Raw genomic sequence first — 15680 nt, forward strand, 5'->3', positions numbered from 1 at the left:
CGATGTCCGTGTCTGGCGCCGCTCCGTCTTGCCCGGCCTGCCCGGTGTGTCTGGACCCCGCGCCGCGACCCTTCATCACGGTGGGTGGGCGTGACTACTGGCGCTGCGAGATCTGCGAGGCAACCTTCCTCGTGCCTGCGCAGCGACCGGCGCAGGCCGATGAGCGGGCGGAGTACCTGCTGCATGCGAACGATCTTCAGGACATCGGCTACCGGCGCTTCCTGTTCCGTCTGGCCGAGCCCTTGCTGGTGCGCCTGCCGCCGGCTTGTGACGGACTTGACTACGGCTGCGGGCCTGGGCCTGCGCTGGCGACCATGCTGCGCGAAGCGGGGCATCGGGTGGCGCTCTATGACCCCTTCTTCGCACCTGATGCAGCCGTGCTCATGCGCCGCTACGACTTCATTACCTGCACCGAGGTGGCCGAGCACTTCCATGATCCTGCGACCGAGTTCAGCCGCTTTGACCGCATGCTGCACCCCGGGGGCTGGCTGGCGCTGATGACCTGCTTCCAGACCGACGATGCGCGCTTCGCAAACTGGCACTACCGGCGCGACCCGACCCACGTGGTGTTTTACCGCGAGGCCACCTTCCGCCACATCGCCCGCCTGCTCGGCTGGCAGTGCGAGATTCCGTGCAAGGATGTGGTGCTGATGCAGAAACCCGGCGCGGCGCATGCAGTTTAGGCGCGTTGCGCCGCTACGGTATGGGTGGGCGCTTACTCCGGAACGCAGATCTTCCCTTTCGAGGCGGCCGCCAGCGTCTTCACGCTCAGCAGCGCCACGACTGCGGTGAGCACCGCGAGCAACAGCCAGGCGAGCGAGGTGTAGAAGCCCAGCCCGCTGCGCACGCCCATCTCGAAGCTCGCCAGCGTCATCGCCGCGAGCGGGAAGGAGTAGGCCCAGCCCGAGATCGCGAACGGCAGGCGGAAGAAGCGCAGCGCGTTGCTTGCCAGCAGCAGGGTGAGGAAGAGCGCGGTGAAATAGAGCACGCGGGCAAAGACGTCGAGGCCGTCGATCAGCGCCACGTAGGCGAGGAAGCCGGCAGCCGGCGGCGCGATGAGGATGAACAGCGTCGGCGCGAGGCGGGCCGGCAGTGGCTCGTTGAAGAACAGGCGGTGCAGGATGATGGTCATCAGCACCAGCCAGAAGACCACTCCGATGCTGAAGAAGAACCAGCTCACATCCACTGGTGCGAAGCCCACGCCAGCGATCGGCACCAGGATGTTGCCCACCACCGGGATGAACCAGGCCGGGTTGGCGTGCTCGAGCTTGTAGCGAGGGTGGTGGATCCAACTGCTCATCGCGGCGAGCGTGAACGCAAGGTGCAGCGCCGCCCCGAGACCCCAGATCCACGCGGCCGTACCCGGCATGTCGCGCCCCCAGGCCACGGAGAGCAGGATCAGGCCGATGGATATGGCGGGGAAGAAATTCAGTTTCACCGGATGCATCCAGTCGGCACGCACCGCCTGAGGGCGGCGCAGTAGCTTGCTCGCATACACCGCGAGCAGGAACAGGAAGATGCCTGAAGCGAGCAGGCGCAGCAGGTCGCCGATGGCTTCGGGGGCGCCCGATACGTGGTGGGCCTTGATCCAGGCGAGAGCGAGTCCGGCGAGGCCCATCACGATCGAGAACAGGGCGACCGGAAAATGCGTCAGCCGGTCAAGGGGCTCGGCGGCTGCAGATGTGGATGGTGCGGGCGCAGCGGGGGCGGACGGAATGGCGGACGGAACAGGGGCGTTCATCGTGAGGCTCCGGCTAGCGAAGTTCGGGGTAGGTCTTCCTGAGTCGGCCGTCGGCGAAGAATGCGCCGAGCGGAAGCAGCGCTCCGATCAGCAGCATTGCACCGAGCGAAGGCTTGAGCGCGCCGCGAACGAGTGCTGCGATGGTGCTGATCGCCAGTGACAGGAACAGCACGCCGTGTACGGGGCCGAGGAGCTTTACGCCGATCGGCTGGTCCAGCATGTACTTCACCGGCACCGCGACGAAGACGAGCATGAGCAGGGCGATGCCGTCGGCGAAGGCCAGTCGGTGAATCAGTTTGCGATGCGTGGACACGGGTACTCCTGTTACGGAAATGGGTGCCGCGCCATCGCCGGCGGTGTGGTTCCATTGGAACGTCCGTCAGCTGGCGCGGCCTGGGGTGGGGGCGGTGGATCACGACTCGCCGAACCTCGCGGTGCGGACGGAGACGCAAACCTTGCGCTGGGCCGACTATGTTGTCGGCTTCCTGCCGCGCTTCTACACGCAAGCCGCGTGCCAGCAGTTGAGGTTTTCCTGGGCGGCGCTCGCACACGATGGCGTGGCTGGGGTTTGGCGTGGCAGGGCCTGGCAGGCAGTAATGGCAGTCTGCCGAAAGCAGACAAATTTGACGTAGCCATGACGCAGTCTGACGCAATGCGTGGCAGTTGTTTGCTGCGATCCTGGCTGAGGCGCTGAAAACCGGCCACGTTTTCACGGGTTTCGTGGCACCCAAATTGCTTCACTCCGGACATGAACGACAAGCGCACTCGACCCCTCGTTTTCCGGGCCGCCGGATTGATCTCCCTCGCATGTGTCGGGCTGGCGATGGAGCGCATCGCACCGGCTTCGGAGCACGAATGAACGCGATCTCCCTTTCTCCCCTGGATCGGCTGCCGGCGCATGCGCGCGCAGTGGTGCGCGAGCTGTCCGGCGGCAACGAGTTCGCCAGCCGGCTCGCGGCGATGGGCATGGTGCTGGGCGCATCGGTCGAGGTGATGCAGAACAGCGGCCGCGGCCCGATGCTGGTGCGCGTGCGCGACACCCGGCTCGCGCTCGGCCGGGGCGAGGCCAACAAGGTCCTGGTCGAGGCCTGCCCGACATGAGCGCAGCGGCAAGCGGGCGCGAGCGCGTGCTCATCGGCCTCGCCGGGCAGCCCAATGTCGGCAAGACGACGGTGTTCAACCTGCTCACCGGGCTCGAACAGCACGTCGGCAACTGGGCCGGCAAGACCGTCGAGCGCGCCGAGGGCACCGTCCGCCACGAGGGCGTCGAGGCCACGCTGGTGGACCTGCCCGGCACCTATAGCCTCACCGCCAATTCTCCCGAGGAGCGTGTCGCGCGCGATTTCCTGATCTTCGAGAAGCCCGACGTGGTGATGGTGATCGCCGACGCCTCGGCGCTCGAGCGCAGCCTCTATCTGCTCGCCGAGCTGCTCGCGCTCGGGCTCGATACGCCGATCGTGCTCGGACTCAACATGACCGACGTCGCCGCCTCGCAGGGCATCGACATCGACCCCGGGGTGTTCGCGGCGGCGCTCGGCCTGCCGGTGGTGCCGCTGGTTGCGCGGCGGGCGCAAGGCGTGGCGGTGCTCGTCGGCACCGCGTTGCGTCTGGCCGTTGACCCATCGGCATGCAAGCCGGTGCGTCCGGAGATCGCCGCGCCGCACCGCGAGGTGCTCGCCGCGGTGCATGCGCTGCTTGAGGGGCACGTGCCCGCTCCCTATCCGGCGCACTGGGTGGCGATGAAGCTGCTCGAGGGCGACGGTGAGCTCATCGACCTGGCGCGCCAGTGGGCGCCCGAGCCAGTGTGGGCGCAGATCGAGGCCCTGCTCGGCGAGCACGAGGACGCGGTGCTCGACATCGCCGCGGGGCGCTACGAGTGGATCGAGCGCATGGCGCGCGCCGCGGTGCGACGCCCCCGCCTCGGCCAGGTGAGCCTGACCGACCGGCTCGACCGCGTCGCCCTGCATCCCGTGTGGGGCCTGGTGCTGCTGATGGGCGTGTTCGCGCTCATCTTCGGGCTCACCTTCGAGCTCGCCGGGCCGGTGCAGGACTGGCTCGAGAGCGGGCTGATCGAGCCGCTCGGCGTCTGGCTGGGCGAGCGCCTGGCGAGCGCGCCGCCCTGGGTCTCGGGCCTGCTGGTCGACGGGGTGCTCGGCGGCGCCGGTACGGTGATCACCTTCGTGCCGCTGCTGGCGGTATTCTTCGCCGCGCTCGCGCTGCTCGAGGACACCGGCTACTTCGCCCGCGCGGCCTACGTCATGGATCGCTACATGCACCGCATGGGCCTGCACGGCAAGAGCTTCCTCCCACTGTGCCTGGGTTTCGGCTGCAACGTGCCGGCGGTGATGGGCGCGCGCGTGATCGACTCGCCCAGCGGCCGCCTGCTCACCATCCTGCTTGCGCCGCTGGTGCCGTGCAGCGCGCGCCTGCTGGTGCTCGCGTTTCTCGCACCGGTGTTCTTCGGCGAGGTGGCGCTGGCGGTGACGCTCGCCTTCATCGGCGTGAACCTGCTGCTGGTGGCGGTGGCGGGGAGCCTCTTCAACCGCTCCCTGTTCCGCGGCAAGCGCGTGTTCTTCATCATGGAGATGCCGCTCTATCACGTGCCCAGTGTGCGTACCATCGGGCGCTTCGTGCGCCGGCACGTGATCGCCTTCCTGCGCAATGCGGGCAGCCTGATCCTGATCTTCTCGGTGGTGCTGTGGGCGCTCGCCTACTTCCCCGGCGAGGGGCTGGAACAGAGCTGGCTCGGTCGCTTCGGCCAGGGCATCGCGCCGGTGAGCGAGCTGCTCGGCCTCGACTGGCGGCTCATCGTCGCGCTGCTGGCGAGCTTCGTCGCCAAGGAGAACGCCATCGCCGCGCTCGGCATCCTGTACGGTATCGAGGGCGAAGGCCAGGCGCTGGCCGAAGTGCTCTCGGCGAGTATCCCGGTGGGTTCGGCGCTGGCTTTCCTCACCGCGACCATGTTGTTCATCCCCTGCGTCGCCACGCTGGTCGTGATGCGCACCGAAACCGGCAGCTGGCGCTGGCCGATGGTGAGCGTGGCACTGCATCTCGCGTTGTCGATCGTGGGCGCGATGGTGGTGTATTGGGGGTGGATGGCGCTGGCCGCGGCCTGAAGGCCGGGCCGGTCCCACGGCGGGGCCGGTGTCCTGCCGGTTCAGACGGTCCGGTGGTGCTCAGCCCACATGCGAGCGCGCCCAGCGCACGATGTCGGCGGCGGCCATGGCGCCCGCCTGGCGGGCGATCTCGCGGCCGCCACGGAACAAGGCCAGTGTCGGGATGCTGCGGATGGCATGGCGTGCGGCGATGGCCTGGTGGGCTTCGGTATCCAGCTTGGCAACGCGGAACTGTGGCTCGAGCATGCTCGCCGCCTGCGCGAAGGCGGGCGCCATCATGCGGCAGGGGCCGCACCAGGGTGCCCAGAAATCCACCAGCACCGGGATGTCGTTGCGGCCGATGTGGCGGTCGAAGTGGGGGGCGTCGAGCTCGAGGGGCTGGGCGGTGAAGAGCGGTTGCCTGCACTGGCCACACGCGGGGTTTTCGCCCAGGCGCGCGGCAGGAACGCGGTTGACCGCGTGGCAGTGCGGGCAGACGAGGTGCAGGGCTTCGGACATGACAGGCGCTCCGTGAAAGTCAGCCTTCGCTCATATCGGTGCGGGGCGCCGCAAGTTCAAGCCGTCCCGTTCTTGTTTGCCTTTGCGGGCCGCTGGGGAGGCGTGCCCACGCCATCCTGCTCCATCTGCATGCGCAGGGCATGTGCGTGCGTACGTGCCTGCTTGAAGACGGCGTCGGCCTCCTCCGGGTCGAAGTCGCTCGCATAGCGCTTCTTCACCCCCTGCTCGTTGAGCAGCAGGTGGATCGACGGTGCCACGCCGCGCTCGGTGAGGCTGCTCTTCGTGCATTCCAGCGCACAGCCGTCGAGCGCCAGAATGGGGCGGCCCGAGCGCGCAATCTTGACCAGCGCCGGCACGTTGCCGCCGACGCCGGCGATGCACGACATCTCCGCCTCGCCTTCATGGTCCAGGCGCAGGGCGACGTGGTTCGCCATCTGCGCGGCGCTGGAGCAGCCCGAGCAGGCATAGACGAGCGGAAGGTTCTTCTTGCGGCCGGCCATGCGGCAGTCCTCGCGGAGAAGTTGGATGCGGTGGAAGTGTACGCCCACCGGCTGTGGGTACCAAGCCTGGGGATGGCCCACAAGGCGCAGGCAGGCAGCATGCGACGCGGGGGTTACAATTCGACCATCATCTGCTCATCCATTCCTATCCGTGCCCTCAAGACGAAAGCTCTATCGCGGGCGAAACCCTGCACGTGCCCAGAGCATCGCCGAGCTGCGCGCCATGGCGGAACATCGGCTGCCGAACTTCTGCCTCGAGTATGTCGAGGGCGGCGCCGACGACGAGCTCACGCTGGCGCGCAATCGCAGCGCGCTCGATGAGGTTTTGCTCTTGCCGCGTACGCTGGTCGATGTGTCGCAGCGCTCCCTCGCAGTGCCGCTGTTCGATGTGGACATCGCACTGCCCGCGATCATCGCGCCGACCGGTTTCAACGGGCTGCTGACGCACGCAGGTGACCGCGTGCTGGCCGAGGCGGCGAAGGTGGCCGGCATTCCGTTCTGCCAGAGCATGGTATCGACGGTGGCGCTGGAGGAGATCGCCGAGATCGGTGTGCGCCACTGGATGCAGATCTACCCTTTCAAGGACCGCGACAACCTTGCCGCGGTAGTGAAGCGGGCCGAGCTCGCTGGCTGCGAGGCGATCGTGCTTACCACCGACGCTTCGGTGTTCGGTAACCGCGAGTGGGACCGGCGCAACTACCGAGCGCCGATGAAACTCAGCTGGCGCAACGTGTTCGATGTGGCCCGGCATCCAGCCTGGGTTTGGGATGTGCTCGTGCCGCACGGCATGCCGCGCTTTCGCAACCTGGGCGACTTCCTGCCGCCCGGTATGGACAGCGCGAAGAACGCCGCAGCCTTCCTCGCCGCGCAGATGGATACCTCGCTCACCTGGGAGGACGTGCGCTGGCTGCGCGCCCTGTGGCCGCGCAAGCTGCTGGTGAAGGGCGTACTGCTGCCTGAGGATGCGCTGCGGGCGAAAGAGGCGGGCGCGGACGGTGTGGTGGTGAGCAACCATGGCGGCCGGCAGCTCGATGGTGCCCCGGCGCCGATCGAGACACTGGCTGCGGTGCGTCAGGCGGTGGGCGCGGAGATGACGGTGATCGTGGACAGCGGTTTCCGGCGCGGCAGCGATTTCGTCAAGGCGCGCGCGCTCGGCGCGGATGCGGCGATGTCAGGGCGTGCGACGCTCTACGGACTGGCTGCGGCGGGCTCGGCCGGTGCTGCGCGGGGGCTGGACATCCTGCGCAGCGAGATGGAGCGCACGCTCGGTTTGATCGGCTGTGCGCGCATGCGTGAGGTGGACGCGCGCTTCGTTGGCCGCGGCTGACGTCCGTGGGAGCGGCCATGGCCGCGAAAACTGCCGCAAGAGGGTGGATGTCCGCAGGCAAGGCGCGCCCACGGTGAAATCGGGCGTCGGCTCCCGCGGACAGTTGCTTGCACTGGCGCGTGGGTGCGATGGCGAGTCTCAGACGCCCCAGACCACCGGGGCTTCCTCGTGCAGCGACGCTTCCATCATGTTCAGCAAGGGCCAGGCGCGCTGGGCGAGCCCGACGGGTGCGGCCATGCCCGCGTGACCGGCTTCCTTCTCCGTCTGCTCGTGGTCGGGGTTGCGCTGGCGTTCGAGCTCGGCCTCACGGGCGCGGTCTTCCTCGATCGCGGCCTTGAGCCGTGCGATGGCGTCGGGCAGTTGCTGGGCGGTGATGATGCCCTGGGCGTCGAGCGGATCCTTGCCGACGATCTTGATGAGTTTCTTCGCAGCATCGCCGAACATGATGACGTCTGCGCTGGCGTGGGACTTGAAAGTAACGAGCATATCGATCTCCCTTGGGCTCAGAGGCCCTTGACGGCGTAGATGCCGGGCGCGTTGCGCCAGTAGCCCTTGTAATCCATGCCGCAGCCGAACAGGAAGCGGTCGGCGATGTCGAGGCCGGAAAAGTCCGCGCGCATGCCCGGGGCGGCCTTGCGCTCGTGCAGCTTGTGCACCAGCACCGCGGACAGCACCTCGGCGGCGCCTTCTTCCTTCAGGTGTTCGATGATGGCCTTGAGCGTGTGGCCTTCATCGAGGATGTCGTCGAGCACCAGCACGGTGCGTCCGCGCAGGTCCTGCGTGGGGCGTACCCGCCAGTCGAGCAGTGTGCCCTGCAGCGCGTGGCCGTAGCGGGTGGCGTGCAGGTAGGCGACCTCGAGCGGGAAGGGCAGGCGCGGCAGGATGCGGCCGGCGAGGATGAGGCCGCCGTTCATTACCGCATAGACGAGCGGGTTGGTGCCGGCCAGGCGCGCGGTGATCTCCACGGCCATGCGGTCGAGGGCGGCTTCGACGGTGCCTGCATCGGCGAGGCAGTCGGCTTCGTCGAGGGCGCGGCGGATTTCTTCGAGGTCGAGAGACATGGGCTGAATCCTGCAGGCGTTCGAGCTGCGTTCAATTCGGCCCCGCATTTTAGCCGTTTGCAGCGTCGGGGTGCTTGTGCGCCATGCGACGGCGCGGTAAAAGAAGGCGCATCATCGCTGCCGCCCGGAAACCGCCATGCCCATCCACGAAATCCGCCATCCGCTCGTGCGCCACAAGATCGGCCTGATGCGCGAAGGCGACATCAGCACCAAGAAGTTCCGCGAGCTCACCGCCGAGCTCGCCCGTCTGCTGGCATACGAGGCGTGCCAGGACTTCCCGCTCGAGACGGTCGAGATCCAGGGCTGGGCCGGGCCGGTCGAGATCGAGCAGATCAAGGGCAAGAAGGTCACCGTGGTGCCCATTCTGCGTGCCGGCCTGGGCATGCTGGACGGCGTGCTCGACATGGTGCCGAGCGCCAAGGTAAGCGTGGTCGGTATCGCACGCAACGAGGAAACCCTGCAGCCCGCGCCCTACTTCGAGAAATTCGTCGGCCAGCTGAATGAGCGCATGGCGCTGATCATCGACCCCATGCTCGCCACCGGCGGCTCCATGGTGGCCACCGTAGACATGCTCAAGCGCAAGGGCTGCACCCACGTGCGCGCGCTGGTGCTGGTGGCGGCGCCCGAGGGCATCGCACTGATGAACGAGAAGCACCCCGACGTCGACATCTACACCGCAAGCATCGACAGCCACCTCAACGAGCACGGCTACATCATCCCCGGCCTGGGCGACGCGGGCGACAAGATCTTCGGCACGCGGCACAACTGAGCCTGTGGCGACGGCAGGCGCGTGTGCGGCTGCCGCCACCGCATCATCACCGTTTCATCGATAACGACAACCATGCCGGCTGCGCGGCACCCCGGCCGCGTGCGTCCGGCGGAGAACCCTCATGCGTGAAATTCCCATCCAGTCTGCCGAGCCCCTGTGGCGGCAGGTCATTTCCGGCGCCCAGATCCTGTTCGTCGCCTTCGGTGCGCTGGTGCTGGTGCCGCTGCTCACCGGGCTGAATCCCGCGCTCGCATTGCTCGGCGCGGGGGTCGGTACGCTGCTGTTCCAGTTCATTACCGGGCGTCAGGTGCCGATTTTCCTCGGCTCCAGCTTCGCCTTCATCGCGCCGATCATCTTCAGCATCCAGACCTGGGGCATCCCCGCCACCATGGGCGCGCTCGCTTGCGTATCGCTGATGTATTTCGTCTTTGCCGGCCTGGTGTGGAAGCATGGTGCCGACATCGTGCACCGCTACATGCCGCCGGTGGTGGTGGGGCCGATCATCATGATCATCGGTCTATCCCTCGCCGCCGTGGGCGTCAACATGGCGATGGGGCGCAGTGGCGACGGCAAGATCGAGCTCGTGCCCTACGCCACTGCGCTTATCGTGGCAGGGATCTCCTTCGGGACCACGGTGCTGGTTGCGGTGTTCGCGCGCGGCTTCCTGAAGCTGGTGCCCATCCTGTGCGGGGTGGGGGCGGGCTACGTGGCGGCGATCCTGTTCGGACTGGTCGATTTCGCTGCGGTGGGGGCGGCGCCCTGGTTCGTGATGCCGCAGTTCGTCACCCCGAGCTTCGAGCTTGCTGCGGTGCTGTTCATGCTGCCGGTGGCGCTGGCGCCGGCGATCGAGCACGTCGGCGACGTGCTCGCGATCGGCGGCGTGACCGGAAAGGACTACACCGAGAAGCCCGGTCTGCACCGCACCCTGGCGGGCGACGGTGCCGGCGTGCTGTTCGCGGGGCTGATCGGCGGCCCCCCGATCACCACCTACTCGGAAGTGACCGGCGCGGTCACGCTGACCAAGAACTTCAACCCGGCGATCATGACCTGGGCGGCGGTGCTGGCGGTGATCCTCGCCTTCTTTGGCAAGTTCAACGCGCTGCTGGCCTCCATTCCGGTGCCGGTGATGGGTGGGATCATGATGCTGATGTTCGGCTCGGTGGCGAGCGTGGGCCTGAACACGCTGATCAAGGCGCGCGTGGATCTGGAAGAGCCGCGCAACCTGGTGATCGTGTCTTCGGTGCTGGTGATGGGGATCGGCGGTCTGGCGCTGAACTTCGACGGCATGACGCTGCAGGGCGTCAGCCTGTGCGGCGTCGTCGCGGTGTTGCTGAACCTGATCCTGCCGAAGGCTCGAGCCGGCGTCTGATCAGCGCCAGCAGCCCGCGCAACAACGGCACCGCGGCGGGCAGCAGGGCGGACAGCCGGCCGCCGCGCACCTGGCGCACCAGCAGCCAGCCCACCCAGGCGCGCTTGGCCAGGCGCAGCGTGAACCGCGGCCGCACCAGCAGCACGGTGATCAAGGCCACCGATAGCACCGGAATGCGCTCCTTGGCCCATGCGAGGTGCTCGCGCAGGCCATCGGCGCGATCTAGGGCGCCGTCGATGCCGTCGAGCCGGCGCGAAAGATCCTCGCGCTGCGCGTCGGCACGCAGTTGAAGCTTCTGCTTGCGCAGCGCGAGGTCGAGGTGGCGGGTGTCCATGCGTGGGCGTGGAGCTCAGTCCGGTTTCCGGAGGGCGGCGCGGTCGCGTGCGAGTTCGGCGAGGCTGGCAGAGAACAGCTTCGTGCCTGCGCGGAAGGCACGCGCCGCGTTGCTCGCGGCCAGCAGCCCGCCGCCGATGCAGATCGCAGTGGAAATACCGAGCGCGAGCAGGCGGTGATCCTCCCAGAACAGCACGGTCAGGAAGATCATCACGAACACCAGTCCGAAGCCGAGCAACAGCCCGGCCAGCACGGTGTTCAGCGCCAAGCCGGTGAGACGGAGCTTCCCTTCCTGCAACTCGACCGCGAGCAGTTCGAGCCGCGTCTGCGCCGTCTGCAGGCCGGCGTCGAGGATGCCGTGCAGGCTGTCGGCCAGGCGCGGCCGAGGTCCGTCGCTCATCGACTCAGCGGCGGCTGACCAGCAGACCCAGTAGGAAGGCGACGCCGGCGGCGACCCCGACCGACTGCCAGGGGTTCTCGTGCACATAGTCGTCGGTGGCCCGCACGGCCTTCTTGCCGGAGTCGACGAGGGCGGCTTCGGCGTCGCTCAGGCGATCCTTGGCAACTGCGACGCGGGTGTTGATGCGCGCGCGCAGATCGTCGAGCTTGCCGCCTTGCTGGTCGGCAGTGAGCTTGAGGAGTTCTTCTGCGTCCGAAATCAGTAGCTTGAGGTCGTCGACGAGTTTGTCCTTCGAGGGTTGGGCGGTCGTGCTCATGTTGAGTCTCCTGTGTTGCATTGAAAGAGGCGCTGAGGCTTGAACAAAGGCTACGCTCTGCATCGACCGAAGTCAATGCAGGCGGCGTAAGCACTTGCGACGCGTCTTTGACAAGACCTAGCGGGAATTGATCCCGCTCCAGGCGGTCCATGACCATGCTTGGCACAATCGCGCCATGTTTGCCCTGCAGGCAGGCCCGCCATGCCAACCCGCTGGGGCCATTCAATCCATTTCACCCGAACGAACTCAAGGAACGCCCGCCATGATCCGCAAGCTTGTCGCCGTACTCGGCTTCGGCCTCCTCATGAATGCAAACGCCACCGAGGGCATCGATACCGAAGCCTTCTTCGCGGCGAAGATGACCGGTCTGGATGGCGCGCCGGTCGACATGGCGCAGTTCCGCGGCCGTCCGCTCATCGTCAATTTCTGGGCGCGCTGGTGCGGGCCGTGCCGCGATGAGATCCCGGAGCTCGTGCGGCTGCGCGAGGCACAGGGCGAGGACGGCATCGAGGTGGTCGGGGTCTCGGTGGAGGCCGAGGACAAGCTCGAGAGCGTGCGCGACTTTGCCAAGGCCTATGACATGAGCTACCCGGTGGCGGTGGCGGGCAAGGATGGGATCCCGCTCATGAAGGCGCTGGGCAACGCGCAGGCGGGCCTGCCCTTCACCGTATATATCGGCCGCGACGGCAAGCCGGTGGGCAGCAAGATGGGCGTGGTGCGACGGGCGGACCTGGAGGCTTCCGCCGCGTTGCTGTTGCAGTGACGAAAAAGCCGGCCGCGAAAACGGGTTTCGCGGCCGGCCTGGGGTGCGCGAGGCGCGCTTGCGCCCGGTCGGGGCTTACTCGAAAAGTCCCTTGTCGAGCATCACCGGCAATTCGGCGCTGACCTCGTCGAAGCGCAGGATGCGCACACCCTTGTGCTCCTTGAGGAAATCGGCCGCGTCCTCTTCGGTTTCCAGCGGTACGAACTCGTGCCCCATGGGGCCGAGTACGTCCGAGCCGACGACGTAGTACGCAGCCTTGGCGTCGATCGAGGTGAGGCCGTAGTACTCGGTCACGGCGATGCGCTCGATCTGGTCGCGGCTGTGGCCGGCGGCATACTTGCCAGGGTCATGCCAGAACTTGAACATGTCCTTGGCTCCGTCGAAGAAGTGCGCATGCCCGTCCTTGTAGACGATGGTCGCGATCCAGTTGGGGTACTTCGCGGTGAGCATGCCGCACACCGGGCACAGATCCTTCTCGCCCGGCTTGGGCAGATCCGCCGCGGGGGCCTGGGCGAGCGCGAGGCTCGTCCAGGCCGCGAACACGAGAGCGAGCAGGGTCTTCATGACTTGTTCTGCTTCTCCATCATCTTCCGCCGGCGCTCGGCGCGGTTCTTGCGGATGCGGCTGACGTCGGCCGACATGTCGGTGTAGGCGGCGAGCAGCGCGCCGTCGAAATCGGTGATCTCGCCGCCGTTGGCCGCCTGCGAGGCCTTGGCCGCGTCGGCAGAGCCGTAGGCGACCTTGCTGCGTGCGGTCATCACGCCGGGCAGCTTGCTGCCGACCAGGAAGCTGGCTTTCTCGACCTCGACCAGCGGTTTGGTATCACCTTCGACGGCGTTGTCGCCTACCCAGATCGCCTTCGGGTCGCGGTCGATGTTCAGCGACAGGCTGATCGCCGAGCAATGCAGGGAACAGGTGCCGTCGGCGAGGTCGTCCGCGTAGTGCACGACCATCCGAGAGTGGTGGTACTGCTTGCGGTCCATGCCGCAGTACGGGCATTTGGGATACTTGGCGATGTCGTCGGCCTGGGGCTGGGCATCGGGCGCCGTCTTGGGGATGAACTGGGCCGGGGTGCCGTCGGCGGGACAGTTTGTCTGCGCGCTGGTCTTGCTGGCTGCGGCCATGCCGATGCTGGCCAGGACGGACATCTTCAGGGCTTCTCTGCGATCCATGTTGCACTCCTCGAGTGTGCCGGTGCATGCCGGCGGTATTGGAAAATGGGCGCCGCGCGGAGGATCGTCCCTCCGAATGGCTGAAACAGCCTTGACCTTTGTCTACTCATGTGCAGAAAGGATGAGAGAAAGCTGATTGAGGAGCAGTTTCTCGTCTGCTTCGCCGATGATCTTGCCGGCGATGCGCCCGTCCTTGTCGATGAAGTAGGTGATCGGCAGGCCCTGGACACCGTACTGACGGGTGATGCGCGAGTCGGGGTCGAGCACGCTCGAGTAGCTGACGCCAAGCTTTTCGATGAAGGTCGCGGCGGTTGCGCGGTCCTGTGCGACGTTGATGGCGATCACGGCCAGGCCGCTGTCCGCATGCTCGCGCTGCAGGGCATCCACGCGCTGCATGTGGCTGGCGCAGTAACGGCACCAGTCCGCCCAGAAATCGAGGATGACCGGACGCCCTGCGTAGTCCTCGGGGAACTTGCGCACGCTGCCGTCGAGGTCGACGGCTTCGAAGCGCGGGGCAGGGCTGCCCGTTCCGGGGCCGGCGTCGGGGCCGCCGCAGGCGGTGAGCAGGGTGCAGGCAAGCATGGCAAGCAGGCGCGTCATCGGCATGGACGTCACTCGAGCAGGATCAGGTTGGAGCGCAGCACCATGAAGCTCGCCACCGCCAGGAAGATGGCGAAGCCCGCTGCGGCGATTCCGGCCAGGCGTGCGCTCGCCCCGGGAGCCAGCTCGGAAAGGCTGGGTCGATGCGCGAACAGTGTGAGCACGCCGGCCGACAGGCCGGCTGCGGCCGCGGCGAACAGCGGCACGTAGAGCGCATAGCCCTGGTAATCGTACTCGGGCTTGAGGATGCAGAACGGGCAGTGATGGTTGGGGTGCTCGTAGATGTACAGCGATATGAACGCGACCACGCCCATCAGTGCCACGAAGAAGGCGGCGATTGAACTTGCGCCCACCGCAAGTCCGCTCCAGATGCGGCGACCGGCGCTCTTCCAGTGCCAGAAGGCGATCGCGGTGGCGAGCGAAAGCACGGCGTAGAACAGGATCATCGCGCTGCGCGGCGCCATGGCGCTGACCTCGCTGGCCACGGTGTCGGCCTCTTCCGAGAACATGCTGCCGCAGCACGAGGTGATGACATCGGCCTCGAGGTTGATGAAGTAGTTGAACTGCAGCCACAGCACCACCGCCGCGAGCGGGGCGTAGGCGAGCAGCATCGTGTACTTGATGCGGATGAGTGGATAGTCGCGCGCGGCGTTGTCCAGTCGATTGACGGCCAGCCAGGTCGAGGCGACGAAGAACAGCGTCAGTTGTGCGTACAGCGCCGGAAAACCGTACTCATTGGCGTTCAGCGCGCCCACCGCGCACATTGCACCCACGAACATCACCGACATCTTGTCGGCGTTGAAGACGAACAGCAGGGTGGCGAGCAACTGCAGGCCGCAGACCAGTGCCACCAGCATCGAGAACAGGTAGGTCATACGCTCGAGCCGGAGCTGGCGCTCGCTGCCGCTGCCGATGTCCCAGTGGCGGATCAGGTTAACGGCGAAGGGTGAGGCTGCCACCAGCATGACCAGGCTCAGGCTGGCGGCCATCAGCAGGGCGATGATGGCGGGCTGGAAGATCATGCGGCGGCCTTGTCGTGCACGTCGATGAGCGCACCGTCGCGCAGTGAATACACGCGGTCCACCACATCGGACTCGACCACCAGCGGGTCGTGGCTGGTGAGGATCACGGTGCGGCCGGCTGCGGCGAGGCGCTGCAGGATGACGAGGAATTCGGCCGAGAGCTTGCTGTCGAGGTTGGCCGTGGGCTCGTCTGCGATCAGGATCTCGGGGTCGTTGATCAGCGCGCGGCAGATCGCCACGCGCTGCTGCTCGCCGCCGGAGAGCCATTCCACCTTCGCGTCGCGCCGGTGGGAGAGCTGCATGTCTGCGAGCAGCGCCTCGGCGCGTTCGAGCAGACAGGCGCGCGGCGTGCCGCTGGGGTAGCCGGGCAGGATGATGTTTTCGATCGCCGTCAGGCCCCGCACCAGGTTGAACTGCTGGAAGATGAAGCCGAAGGTGCTGCGACGGATCTCGGTCAGGAAGCGCTCGGGCAGGCCTGAGATGTCTTCGCCCTTGAGCCGCACCCGGCCCTCGGTGGGCCGCGCGAGGCAGCCGAGAATGGTGAGCAGCGTGGTCTTGCCCGAGCCGGACGGACCCTTGAGCACGTTTACCTGCGCCGGCGGGATGTCGATGTCGATGCCCTTCAGCGCCCAGAATTCGTTGTGCTGGCCCTGGTTGAAGGCCTTGCGGATGTTGGCGAGTTCGAGCATGGTC

Annotated in this window: 21 protein-coding genes; 7 read left to right on the plus strand and 14 right to left on the minus strand. The window is 67.0% G+C overall.

Features of this window, described 5'->3' with window-relative positions; all coding sequences use genetic code 11:
* Nucleotides 1–2: 2 nt before the first annotated feature.
* A complete protein-coding gene (locus ACUH78_RS07010) occupies nt 3–683 on the plus strand; it encodes a class I SAM-dependent methyltransferase (protein ID WP_418363866.1) in 681 nt (226 codons plus the stop codon).
* A gap of 32 nt (nt 684–715) precedes the next feature.
* On the opposite strand, the gene ACUH78_RS07015 is transcribed toward ACUH78_RS07010, so the two are convergent.
* Both ACUH78_RS07015 and ACUH78_RS07020 read right to left on the minus strand, forming a co-directional pair.
* Entirely contained in the window at nt 716–1741 is a 1026-nt protein-coding gene (locus ACUH78_RS07015) for an SLAC1 anion channel family protein (protein ID WP_435749984.1), read from the minus strand.
* A 13-nt stretch (nt 1742–1754) separates the two neighbouring features.
* On the minus strand, nt 1755–2054 hold the full coding sequence (locus ACUH78_RS07020; RefSeq protein ID WP_445333083.1) for a DUF3817 domain-containing protein: 300 nt from the start codon (nt 2052–2054) through the stop codon (nt 1755–1757).
* Nucleotides 2055–2596: 542 nt separating this feature from the next.
* Here ACUH78_RS07020 and ACUH78_RS07025 point away from each other — a divergent pair.
* Both ACUH78_RS07025 and feoB read left to right on the plus strand, forming a co-directional pair.
* Nucleotides 2597–2842 (plus strand): FeoA family protein, encoded by a 246-nt coding sequence (locus ACUH78_RS07025; protein WP_435749985.1) that lies wholly within the window; start codon nt 2597–2599, stop codon nt 2840–2842.
* Nucleotides 2839–4857 carry a ferrous iron transport protein B gene (gene feoB / locus ACUH78_RS07030; protein WP_445333082.1) on the plus strand — a complete coding sequence of 673 codons (2019 nt, stop codon included), beginning with the start codon at nt 2839–2841 and terminating at the stop codon, nt 4855–4857. The genes ACUH78_RS07025 and feoB overlap by 4 nt, the downstream gene beginning before the upstream one ends.
* Before the next feature lie 60 nt (nt 4858–4917).
* Here the strand turns inward: feoB and trxC are convergent, their stop codons facing one another.
* Both trxC and ACUH78_RS07040 read right to left on the minus strand, forming a co-directional pair.
* Nucleotides 4918–5355, minus strand: coding sequence for a thioredoxin TrxC (gene trxC, locus ACUH78_RS07035; RefSeq protein ID WP_445333081.1), 438 nt, complete (start codon nt 5353–5355; stop codon nt 4918–4920).
* Between the two features lie 56 nt (nt 5356–5411).
* Entirely contained in the window at nt 5412–5855 is a 444-nt protein-coding gene (locus ACUH78_RS07040) for a putative zinc-binding protein (RefSeq protein ID WP_445333080.1), read from the minus strand.
* A gap of 223 nt (nt 5856–6078) precedes the next feature.
* Here ACUH78_RS07040 and ACUH78_RS07045 point away from each other — a divergent pair, with 223 nt between their 5' ends.
* Nucleotides 6079–7182: an alpha-hydroxy acid oxidase gene (locus ACUH78_RS07045; RefSeq protein ID WP_445333079.1), complete on the plus strand. Its 1104-nt coding sequence runs from the start codon at nt 6079–6081 to the stop codon at nt 7180–7182.
* Nucleotides 7183–7320: 138 nt separating this feature from the next.
* Here the strand turns inward: ACUH78_RS07045 and ACUH78_RS07050 are convergent, their stop codons facing one another.
* Entirely contained in the window at nt 7321–7668 is a 348-nt protein-coding gene (locus ACUH78_RS07050) for a DUF1840 domain-containing protein (protein ID WP_418363856.1), read from the minus strand.
* A gap of 17 nt (nt 7669–7685) precedes the next feature.
* Nucleotides 7686–8243, minus strand: coding sequence for a hypoxanthine-guanine phosphoribosyltransferase (locus ACUH78_RS07055; RefSeq protein ID WP_418363855.1), 558 nt, complete (start codon nt 8241–8243; stop codon nt 7686–7688).
* Between the two features lie 136 nt (nt 8244–8379).
* On the opposite strand from ACUH78_RS07055, the gene upp reads away from it, so the two are divergent.
* On the plus strand, nt 8380–9012 hold the full coding sequence (upp, locus tag ACUH78_RS07060) for a uracil phosphoribosyltransferase (RefSeq protein WP_445333078.1): 633 nt from the start codon (nt 8380–8382) through the stop codon (nt 9010–9012).
* Between the two features lie 121 nt (nt 9013–9133).
* Nucleotides 9134–10381, plus strand: a complete 1248-nt coding sequence (locus ACUH78_RS07065; protein WP_445333077.1) for a uracil-xanthine permease family protein — start codon at nt 9134–9136, stop codon at nt 10379–10381.
* On the opposite strand, the gene ACUH78_RS07070 is transcribed toward ACUH78_RS07065, so the two are convergent.
* The 3 genes from ACUH78_RS07070 to ACUH78_RS07080 are packed head-to-tail and all read right to left on the minus strand — an operon-like array spanning nt 10314 to nt 11430.
* Nucleotides 10314–10715: a YqjK-like family protein gene (locus ACUH78_RS07070; protein ID WP_445333076.1), complete on the minus strand. Its 402-nt coding sequence runs from the start codon at nt 10713–10715 to the stop codon at nt 10314–10316. The two genes, ACUH78_RS07065 and ACUH78_RS07070, sit on opposite strands and share 68 nt — an antisense overlap.
* Before the next feature lie 15 nt (nt 10716–10730).
* Nucleotides 10731–11114, minus strand: a complete 384-nt coding sequence (locus tag ACUH78_RS07075; protein WP_445333075.1) for a phage holin family protein — start codon at nt 11112–11114, stop codon at nt 10731–10733.
* Between the two features lie 4 nt (nt 11115–11118).
* On the minus strand, nt 11119–11430 hold the full coding sequence (locus ACUH78_RS07080; RefSeq protein WP_418363850.1) for an ElaB/YgaM/YqjD family protein: 312 nt from the start codon (nt 11428–11430) through the stop codon (nt 11119–11121).
* Between the two features lie 262 nt (nt 11431–11692).
* On the opposite strand from ACUH78_RS07080, the gene ACUH78_RS07085 reads away from it, so the two are divergent.
* Nucleotides 11693–12193, plus strand: coding sequence for a TlpA family protein disulfide reductase (locus ACUH78_RS07085; protein ID WP_418363849.1), 501 nt, complete (start codon nt 11693–11695; stop codon nt 12191–12193).
* Nucleotides 12194–12268: 75 nt separating this feature from the next.
* On the opposite strand, the gene ACUH78_RS07090 is transcribed toward ACUH78_RS07085, so the two are convergent.
* The 5 genes from ACUH78_RS07090 to ACUH78_RS07110 all read right to left on the minus strand — a co-directional run bounded on the left by ACUH78_RS07090 (nt 12269) and on the right by ACUH78_RS07110 (nt 15676).
* Nucleotides 12269–12757, minus strand: coding sequence for a nitrous oxide reductase accessory protein NosL (locus ACUH78_RS07090; RefSeq protein WP_418363848.1), 489 nt, complete (start codon nt 12755–12757; stop codon nt 12269–12271).
* Nucleotides 12754–13365: a nitrous oxide reductase accessory protein NosL gene (locus tag ACUH78_RS07095; RefSeq protein ID WP_435749988.1), complete on the minus strand. Its 612-nt coding sequence runs from the start codon at nt 13363–13365 to the stop codon at nt 12754–12756. Before ACUH78_RS07095 ends, ACUH78_RS07090 begins: the two co-directional genes overlap by 4 nt.
* Nucleotides 13366–13467: 102 nt before the next feature.
* The gene (locus ACUH78_RS07100; RefSeq protein WP_435749989.1) at nt 13468–13971 is read right to left on the minus strand and encodes a TlpA family protein disulfide reductase; all 504 of its coding nucleotides are present in this window, start codon (nt 13969–13971) and stop codon (nt 13468–13470) included.
* 5 nt (nt 13972–13976) lie between these two features.
* Nucleotides 13977–14987 carry a hypothetical protein gene (locus ACUH78_RS07105; RefSeq protein WP_445333074.1) on the minus strand — a complete coding sequence of 337 codons (1011 nt, stop codon included), beginning with the start codon at nt 14985–14987 and terminating at the stop codon, nt 13977–13979.
* Nucleotides 14984–15676 (minus strand): ABC transporter ATP-binding protein, encoded by a 693-nt coding sequence (locus tag ACUH78_RS07110; protein ID WP_445333073.1) that lies wholly within the window; start codon nt 15674–15676, stop codon nt 14984–14986. Before ACUH78_RS07110 ends, ACUH78_RS07105 begins: the two co-directional genes overlap by 4 nt.
* Nucleotides 15677–15680 lie beyond the last annotated feature (4 nt).

It is taken from the genome of Thauera sp. ZXT1-4 (assembly GCF_052598215.2).